This window comes from Flavilitoribacter nigricans DSM 23189 = NBRC 102662, from assembly GCF_002646595.1.
Taxonomy (GTDB): Bacteria; Bacteroidota; Bacteroidia; order Chitinophagales; family Saprospiraceae; genus Flavilitoribacter; species Flavilitoribacter nigricans.
Genome location: NZ_PDUD01000042.1, coordinates 108,567 through 117,274, shown reverse-complemented (window position 1 = coordinate 117,274; position 8,708 = coordinate 108,567). Strand labels below are relative to the sequence as shown.

The window sequence follows — 8,708 nt, the reverse complement described above, 5'->3', positions numbered from 1 at the left end:
CCGGCTCCAGGCTTTGCTTAACAATTTCCAAGCGCTCGGCCTTAGTAAAGCGTTTTCGTAATTTTGCCATAATTCGATTTGTTGTTTAAAGATAGCAACTAACCGAATTCAACTGTCTAATATGATGAGGAATTCCACAAAGCAGTGCCTTTTCCCAATCTCCTGATCATTTTACCGGTATCACAAGATTTCTATTCATTGATCGACATCACAGCCTCCTGGACGGCGGTGGCGAATTCGTGCAGATATTCCGGCAGGTTATCCTCCATGGTGTCGATATTCCAGTGAAAGCGATTGCCTTCCACGGTTTCCACTTCGACGTAAATACCACCCCAGTCGCCGGCATCGGGCATGCCGATGGTCGTTTCGGTCTCATCGTAAAGGGCATGGGGAAAGGAATTGGGTAAGTATCGCACCTTTTCGTACAGTTTATCGCTGAGTAACTCCCAGTCGCCCGCGTAGGGAAAGGGACCGGCGTAGTTATCATTCTTATCTTCAAAAAGACGCTCGTCTTCCAGTTTGAAGGTCTCTATACAGGCTTCGCCCATACATTCTCCGTAGTAGGTTCCGAAAATAAATTCCGTGAACTGATTGGGCATTACACAGCATTCCCTGTTTTTCTCGCAGGACAAAAAAGAAATCAACACCATCACCATCAGCCAATTATAACTCTTCATAGTCTCTAATTTTTTACAGATATGAACGAAGTGATTTGGGAAATCCCAAACCACTTTTACGTCAGGATAGACTATGGAGTCGGTGCGAATGGTTGGGTCAGCACCGGGCGATCGTAGCTGGACTATTTTGTCTTTTGAGATCAGCTGAGGTATTTCCCCACGATCGGCATGCGCCGGCCCATACCGAAAGCTTTACTGGACACCCGCAGTACCGGCGCCGTCTGGTGCCGTTTGAATTCGTTGATATTTACCAGGCGTAATATCCGGCGCACCAGGATACTGTCGTAGCCCATTTCCACGATGTCTTCGGGACTCTGTGCCTTTTCGATGTACTGGTACAGAATGGGGTCCAGTTCGTCGTATTCCGGCAGGCTGTCGGTATCCTTCTGATCCGGTCGCAGTTCGGCACTGGGCGGCTTGGTGATGATATTTTCCGGGATCAACTCGCCGTCCTTGTTCATATAACGGGCCAGGTCAAAGACTTCGGTTTTGTAGACGTCGCCGATAACGGACAAGCCGCCGCACATATCGCCGTAGAGCGTACCGTAACCCACGGCCATTTCGCTCTTATTGGAGGTATTGAGCACGATATTCCCAAACTTGTTGGAAAAGGCCATCAGCAACATGCCCCGGATGCGGGCCTGGATATTTTCTTCCGCAATATTGAAGGAAGTCCCCCAGAAGTGCGGCTCCAACAGTTTTTCGTAAGATTCATACACCGACTGGATCGGGATGATATCGTACTGTACGCCCAGATTCTGCGCCAACTGGCGGGCATCATTCACGGAGTGATCGGAAGAGAACTGTGAAGGCATCAGTATCACCCGGACATTATCCTTGCCGAGCGCCCGGGCGGCCAGTACGGCCACGACGGCGGAGTCGATCCCGCCCGACAGACCGAGCATAGCTTTACGGAATCTGAGTTTGCCGAAATAATTTTGCAGTCCCAGCACCAGTGCATCGTGCATCAGGGTCATTTTGTCCTTTGGTTGCACTACTTCCCGGCCGCCGGCCGTAACGGTTTCCAGATCGTAGGTACGGACCACTTCCTCAAAGTAAGGCAGCTCTTCGTACACCTCACCTTGCGGGGAAAGCACCAGTGAGCCCCCGTCGAAGATCACCTCCGTCTGGGCTCCGATCTGGTTGACGTAGAAGAGCGGCAACCCGTAGCGGGCAACATTGGTCTTCATCACGTGGATGCGGTCCTCCGCGTGATCGTACGCAAAGGGCGAGGCGGAAATATTGATCATCAGATCCGGCTGCTGCGCCATCATCTCGTCCATCGGACATATCTTATAGAGCGGATTTTCGTTCCCGACATTCCACAGGTCTTCACAGATGGTCAGTGCGATCCGTCGCCCTTTGAATTCAAAGACATTCCATTCGTGGGCCGGTTCGAAGTAGCGGTATTCATCGAAAATATCGTAGGTAGGCAGCAGCGTTTTGTGCTGTACGAACTGCACTTTGCCCTCGGCCAGGAAGTAAGCCGAATTGTACAGGTCTTTTCCTTCCACCACCGGGTTTCGCGAGGGCGATCCGACAATGATCGCGATGCCGTCCGCAGCGGCGGCTAGTTTCTCCACGGTTTCTTCGGCCAGATGGATGAAGTCATCGAATTCCAGAAAATCCCGGGGCGGGTAGCCCACTACGGAGAGCTCGGGAAAACAAACGAGGTCCGCGCCCTGCTCTTTGGCCACGGCAACGGCCGAGAGCATACGCTGCAGATTTCCTTCGAAGTTACCGACGTGGCTGTTCACCTGTGCAATGGATATTTTCATGTTGTTTCTATCGGTTGTTTTTGGTTTTGTAAAATTGAATAACAGTCATACGATCCCGGACGTTTACCGATACCGCTCGTTAAAATCCTTGAGGATCTTTTTTATCGAACCGGGCAAACGGCGGTAGGTCTCATCGAGTAGTGCCTGGTCCGGCCTTCCCTGCCGGTGGTAATACGCTTCGGCAATACAACCCGCCATACAGGCCAGAGTATCTGTATCTCCGCCCAGCGAGATCGCATTCCGAATGGCGTCCTCCAGATCGGTCGCTTCCAGGAAGGCAATGATCGCTTCCGGCACCGACCCCTGGCAACTTACATCAAAGGTATATTCCGGCCGGATGTCCTCCAAATTCCGATCGAGATCATATTTCATTTCCGAAGCTACCCAATCCCGGATATCGGCTTTTCCGGCCCCCGTACGGGCCAGAAAAACGGCGCCGGCTATGGCCTGTGCACCTTTGATCCCCTCCGGATGATCGTGGGTGACCGCCGCGGAGACCGAGGCGAGTTCCATGCAAGATTCCAGCGTTTGGGCGATCCAACCGACGGGACTCACCCGCATGGCGGAACCGTTGCCCCAGCTCCCGTAAGGGCCGTCCTGCACGCCGGCCAGCCAGAGTTTGAAATTCCCTCCGTAACCAGCCAGCGGATATTTTCGTCCCCAACCCCGCATGGAGGTTACCAGGTCCCGATCGTGCAGGAGCCAGTCGGCAACCGCAATGGTCATGACCGTATCATCGGTAAAATGACTGTCCTTGGTGAAAAGGGTGAAATTTTTCCCTTTCCAGTTAGCCCGCTCGAAGCGGCTTCCCACTATATCGCCAATGATTGCTCCCAGCATACGCTTTGGTTTTGATAACTCCTAACAAAACTACACCTAGTTAGTTTATTTTCAAAACTAAGATCAATAAAAATTATTGCTCTCCGAAAAACAACCCTTTCCAGAACAGATTATAGCCACCTATCCATCGGTTGATTTCCGGAAATTTCGGTAAACCCCGATAAACCGTTTTTGCCCTTTCCCGGCATGCCCACAGCCACTAAATTTGTAGCAGGTATTAATTGAAAACCAATTAGTTAATCTAAAAATCGGCACGAGTTTGCGGAGGCGTTTTAGGATAAAACCGACCTCCGGCTCCAGGCATGCGATCCGAATATACACGGAACGCAGCCCGGAAAAACCCGCCCGGTAACGGATTGACATCCGGATCTCCCGTTTTCAAATTTCTTGCAAGAAACCGGCTTTTGGATAGGCTCCGAAGGCCCGGACCGCCTTTGCCTGCAAGTGGCTGCAGACGCTTCCAGGTGACCGAATCTATTCGTTTCACCAAAATTTTACGTACTATGGAAGCTCAATCCAAAACGAACTGGAAGCAGTTCGAAGATCTGAAGTTAGAAGAACAGGATCTCCTGACCATCAAAGGAGGAGATGGAGATGATGATGACGGAGAAGGTATCATTATCGACGACATCATTGTAGGTGGATAACCCCACCGGCTGAGATCATCTCGGCGTATAGCTGGCCAGCTTATTTTCCAACCATTTTTGGTGAAAGACCGGACGTAATTCCCGGAATTTTGCCTCCAGATGTTCCCGGCTTTTTTTCCGCCGGACCAATGTCCGCAGTATCGTCATAAAATGGAGGGCAGACTTCTTATTATCCCCTTTCACACTGCGATTCGACTGTAGGAAACGTCGGAAATTACGGCACCCCTGCAAGAGTTCTTCTTCGTCCCGACGGGGCAGTTCGTACCCCGCCCTCAATTCCAGTAGTCTTGCCTTCAGGCTGTAATGGGGATTCGAAAACTGGTAGTCGGCCAGGGTTTGCAGGCAGACAGGCCAGTCACGCTGTTCCATCAGTACGTTGGCTTTGGAAAGTACCGACAGCGGTTCCCGTTCCTCAGCGGGTAAATAGCGCTTATACTTGGTGATAAACCCGAGAGTCCAGTCAAATTCGGCCAGGGAACATCCCAGGCTTACCATGTTGGAGTACTTATCCGGCGTCAGGCCGCGCCCACGGAGAAGAATCTTACTCTTCAATCCGTAACGATACAGCTCAAAGGCCTCCCGCAGGTACGCCATTTCACCGGCGCGAATCCGCGCGGCCGCGAAATTGATTAAACTCGTCAGCAGTTCGTACTGATCTTCCGCCGGGATCCGGCGCATTTCCGAATACCGGACGATACCGAGTAACTGTTGAAAATCTTCTACCCGACCGAATTGTTCCAGAGCATAGGCCAGCCGGTAGGCGGTACTCAGCGGCCCGTGTTCCAGTTCAGGTTCGGGACCGGGCGAAGGTTTCTGCCCCTGTACAAACTGACAGATCTTCACCCAGCCCGCCGCAAACTTATAGTAACCGGCCAGAAAACCTTCGTGTAGATCGGATCTTAGTTTTTCCAGCACAACGGCCTTTTCCGCCAGTTTATCGCTACGGTTGTAAATAAGCTGATCTTCGTAGAGCCGGGCCCGGAACAGTAGTTCCCAGATCCCGGATGCCGACTGCTGCTCCAGTTTTTTACTCAGTTGCCGGGCTTTGCGATCGTAGGTCCCGTACTGACCCCTTTCCCGCAAGACCTCCAGCCTCAGGTATTCCAGCAGGGAGTCGGAACGGTTCAGTTTTTCCCGTACCAGGAAATCCAGCAAAAAGGTATGGAGCGCGGATAGCTGGTTGAGGACCAGTTTACGGTTGTCCGTTTTCTCCCCGGGGTAAAGTTTATAAAAGATCGCCGTGGGATCGAGGTGTTTTTCGTTATCCAGCTCCGGTAAATAACGTTTTACGTAATCGAAAAGCGGAATCAGCCGCTCTCCCGGCGCTCCTTCCTTTTTTAAAAAAGCACGAAACTTTCTCAATTCCGCCCTGGACAAAGTGGGTAATAGTTCGTAAAAATGATAGACCTGCATCTTTTTTTCTTAAAAAAGCGTGGGAAATTTTTGTGTATCTGATGAATTCAGTAAAAGTCGATATTCGAGCAAAACTTTTTGATCAAAATGACCTAAACCCTTGTAATTCGGAAGATAAGCACAAAAAACAAGACTTCATTATCCGAACCAATGCAATAGCCTGCAAATACATAAGCATTGATTTTATTATAAGAAATAGCGGGAAATATGGCCTTGTCCTTTATTTTAAAAGTCGCCAACTTGCCGCTAAATAGTCAATGCTCCTAAAAATGCCCTCCATCATAAAACACCCTATTAATGTCCGACTATCGCAAAACGCTGATGGACTGTTTTGAAGCTCATCTGCAACAGGAATACTTGGCTTACTGCCAGCGACACCAGGTGCAGACGTCCATCTCCGGAATGATCACGTTTATCGTCGACCGGGAGTTAATTCCCGATAGTCATATTAGAAGATTTGCTATCTTGAAGGAATTTCGGCCGATCTTCGAAAAAAATGACCGGCATAAAACGATTACCGTAGAAGCTCTCGCGGATCGGTTCAATTTATCGGAACGAACCGTCTGGTCCATACTCCGAAAAGCGGAGCTCGAAAAATTATAAAAGTTTTCGCAATGAAGGTGGTTATCCTCAGTCCGCTACACCTGGAGTTACAGGCATGCATGGAGCATTTCTCTGATGTAAGATCGATCTCGAAAGGCGCCTACAATTATTTTACGGCCCAACATGAAACAAATTACACCACACTGGACCTGATCTTCCGGGAAACCGGCGCGGGTCTCCAGGCGGTCTCCCAGGAAACCGAACGGGCCATCCGGGACTGGGAGCCCACCGTTGTCCTGCTCGTAGGCATCGCCGGCAGCATTAAGGATGCCGGAATCGGCGACCTGGTCATCGCCAGCAAGGCTTACGGTTACGATGCCGGCAAAGAAACTGAAAAAGGCTATGTGGCCCGGCCGGATGTGGTGCCCACGACTCCGCTCATGCTCGAGCTGGCCAAAAAAGTCAAACACGATAAGCAATGGCAGCGTTTTGCCACCGGGACCGGGTATACACCCGAAATCTATTTCGGACCGATCGCCGCCGGTGATAAAGTCGTGGCCTTCACCGGTTCGAAGACCTATGAGATCATCAAAACCCACTTCAACGACACTCTGGCGGTGGAGATGGAATCGATCGGATTTGCTAAAATATGCCTGCATTACCCGCTGATCCAATGCCTGAACATCCGGGGTATTTCCGATCAGGTAGACGGAAAATCCCACGCGGATGCCGGTGGTAGTCAGCCCAAAGCAGCCGCCGTGGCTGCGGCCTTCATGCGAGGCTTTATTGATGAATTAGATCCTGTACAATTTAACTTTTCGGCAATGGAACTTAAACCCTTAGTCAATCAAATCATGGAACTGCTGCTGCCTATGCTCAAAATGGAGGCCGGCAAGGAGATCGGAAATGACCTGAAAGAAGCGACGAACACGACTATCCGCGAACTCTGGACGAAAGTGAAACCACTTTTCATCGAAGAATTCGAAGAATACAAGGAAGATCCGGATGAAGATCAGCTAGTGCTTATAAAAGCTAAACTCAGTCGCAGCCTGAAAAAGAACGAGACGCTGCAGCAAGAACTGAGTGCACTACTCAACCGCGCCCAGGAAACTCCGGCCGGGCAAACGATCATTCAGAACAGTAAAAATGTTATTCACGGTAGCAATATTACTGTAGGTGGTGATTTCCGCCTGGGAGACAACATTAAAAAGGGATAAAAGAATTGCAGTCCGCAGAGTAAACAGTTGCACGTCCGTGTGTGCAAGACCGGTATACCCCAGATCTCCGGAGTCATTCACTATTCCGCCCCCGCAACCGTATAATGGTCGGGAATGATACGAAACAGCAGATCGTAACATTCCCGGCCATTCCCATTTAGCGGGGATCGGCAGGCAGAGCTGCAAATGCCGGGTGGAATATCCCAACTGCATCCCGTACGTTTACCTTGACTTTGCCCAAAAAACACTAAATTTACGAATCAAAAAATCACGAGCGTGGACGACAAAAACAAAAACTCCGGTAATAAAAATACCGTTTCCAACTCCAACATCAAGGCGGGAGGGAACGTACATATTGGCGATATCGTCAACATTCACCAGCATATTTCCGATCCGGCCCCGGAACCGCCCAAATCTCCTTCGGAGGTATCCAGTATGATCCAGGATCTCCGCAATCAGGTGGGGCGCGGCAAGATCAAGCAGGTACTGGAAAAAATGCTGGAACTCAGTCAGGACGATCAGGATCAGCAGAATACGGTGATCTTACTTTCCCAGCGCTGGAACAGTCTGAAGCGGGAAGAAAGAATGGGCGTGATCGGTAGATCCGACGCATCCGTGACGAACAACCGCATTACGATGAGCATCCTGGACCTGCTGGATGAACTGGATTCCTGAAAAGTGGCCATCGCCGTTTTTCCACATACCGATCAAGCTGACTTATGAACCATGATCTGCCTTACACTCCCAAGCCCTACCCTAGTCTGGCGCAGGCCTGGATCCTTTTCCTGATCTTTGTAGCCATGAACATCGGGGCCAGTTATCTGGCCGTTCCGTTCCAGAATTCGGCCCCCAACCTGGGTTTCTTTCTGGCGTATTGTGTAGGTATGGGAGCTACCTATTTCATTGCCCGCCAATTGAGGCCAAACATCCCGGGCGAGGCGGTACACCGTTTTGCCCCTGGCAACTGGGTAGTCTACCCGATCCTCCTCTTTGCTACCTGGGCCTGTATGTTGTTTATTATGCCGGTCGTGGAGCTTTATCCGCCTCCCGAGTGGTTGCAGGAAATACTGGAAGATCTGATCGATACTTCCAGTATCTGGGCATTTTTGTCTTTAGTAGTGGCCGCTCCCCTGTTTGAAGAACTGGTATTTCGCGGCATCATCCTGGACGGCTTCCTCAAACAGTATTCCGTACGGAAATCCATCTTGTGGTCCGCCTTCTTTTTCGGCCTGTACCACCTGAATCCCTGGCAATTTGTCACCGCCATGGGACTGGGAATTTTTATCGGCTGGATCTATCACCGCACCCGTTCGCTCCTGCCCTGTATCGCGATCCACGCTTTTGCTAACGGAACGAGCTTTTTCCTTTCCACGGGCATGTCCGAAGAGCAACAGGATATGACGCTGGTAGAAACCGTGGGAGGCATCGGGCCGCTGTTGCTCATACTGGCCGGCGCAGGAGTAGTGCTCTATGTGGCGATACGCCTGCTGGACCGGCTGTTGCCCGCTCCTTCCAGGCCGGAAGAGCCACAGCTTGTGGATCACCTCGTGGATAACGATGACTGACCACACCTAACCCCAGCGTAATTCATCC

The 8,708-nt window shown here is 50.8% G+C and carries 9 protein-coding genes; 5 read left to right on the top strand and 4 right to left on the bottom strand.

The annotated features are described in order from the left end of the window. Positions 1–191: 191 nt before the first annotated feature. The 3 genes from CRP01_RS33045 to CRP01_RS33035 form a co-directional block, all read right to left on the bottom strand. Positions 192–677, bottom strand: coding sequence for a hypothetical protein (locus CRP01_RS33045; RefSeq protein WP_099154357.1), 486 nt, complete (start codon positions 675–677; stop codon positions 192–194). A 140-nt stretch (positions 678–817) separates the two neighbouring features. Continuing rightward, positions 818–2,455: an NAD+ synthase gene (locus CRP01_RS33040; protein ID WP_099154356.1), complete on the bottom strand. Its 1,638-nt coding sequence runs from the start codon at positions 2,453–2,455 to the stop codon at positions 818–820. 63 nt (positions 2,456–2,518) lie between these two features. Continuing rightward, the gene (locus CRP01_RS33035; RefSeq protein ID WP_099154355.1) at positions 2,519–3,295 is read right to left on the bottom strand and encodes an ADP-ribosylglycohydrolase family protein; all 777 of its coding nucleotides are present in this window, start codon (positions 3,293–3,295) and stop codon (positions 2,519–2,521) included. Between the two features lie 503 nt (positions 3,296–3,798). On the opposite strand from CRP01_RS33035, the gene CRP01_RS42545 reads away from it, so the two are divergent. Continuing rightward, complete coding sequence (locus CRP01_RS42545) at positions 3,799–3,942, top strand: hypothetical protein (protein ID WP_170110636.1); 144 nt, start codon at positions 3,799–3,801, stop codon at positions 3,940–3,942. A 15-nt stretch (positions 3,943–3,957) separates the two neighbouring features. On the opposite strand, the gene CRP01_RS33025 is transcribed toward CRP01_RS42545, so the two are convergent. After that, on the bottom strand, positions 3,958–5,355 hold the full coding sequence (locus tag CRP01_RS33025) for a hypothetical protein (protein ID WP_099154353.1): 1,398 nt from the start codon (positions 5,353–5,355) through the stop codon (positions 3,958–3,960). A gap of 297 nt (positions 5,356–5,652) precedes the next feature. Between CRP01_RS33025 and CRP01_RS33015 the strand changes: the two genes are divergently transcribed. The 4 genes from CRP01_RS33015 to CRP01_RS33000 all read left to right on the top strand — a co-directional run bounded on the left by CRP01_RS33015 (position 5,653) and on the right by CRP01_RS33000 (position 8,680). Continuing rightward, on the top strand, positions 5,653–5,958 hold the full coding sequence (locus CRP01_RS33015; protein WP_099154351.1) for an HTH domain-containing protein: 306 nt from the start codon (positions 5,653–5,655) through the stop codon (positions 5,956–5,958). Positions 5,959–5,969: 11 nt separating this feature from the next. Next, on the top strand, positions 5,970–7,115 hold the full coding sequence (locus CRP01_RS33010; RefSeq protein WP_099154350.1) for a 5'-methylthioadenosine/S-adenosylhomocysteine nucleosidase family protein: 1,146 nt from the start codon (positions 5,970–5,972) through the stop codon (positions 7,113–7,115). A 276-nt stretch (positions 7,116–7,391) separates the two neighbouring features. Continuing rightward, the gene (locus CRP01_RS33005; RefSeq protein ID WP_099154349.1) at positions 7,392–7,790 is read left to right on the top strand and encodes a hypothetical protein; all 399 of its coding nucleotides are present in this window, start codon (positions 7,392–7,394) and stop codon (positions 7,788–7,790) included. Positions 7,791–7,834: 44 nt separating this feature from the next. After that, positions 7,835–8,680: a CPBP family intramembrane glutamic endopeptidase gene (locus CRP01_RS33000; RefSeq protein ID WP_099154348.1), complete on the top strand. Its 846-nt coding sequence runs from the start codon at positions 7,835–7,837 to the stop codon at positions 8,678–8,680. The last annotated feature ends 28 nt before the right edge of the window (positions 8,681–8,708 follow it).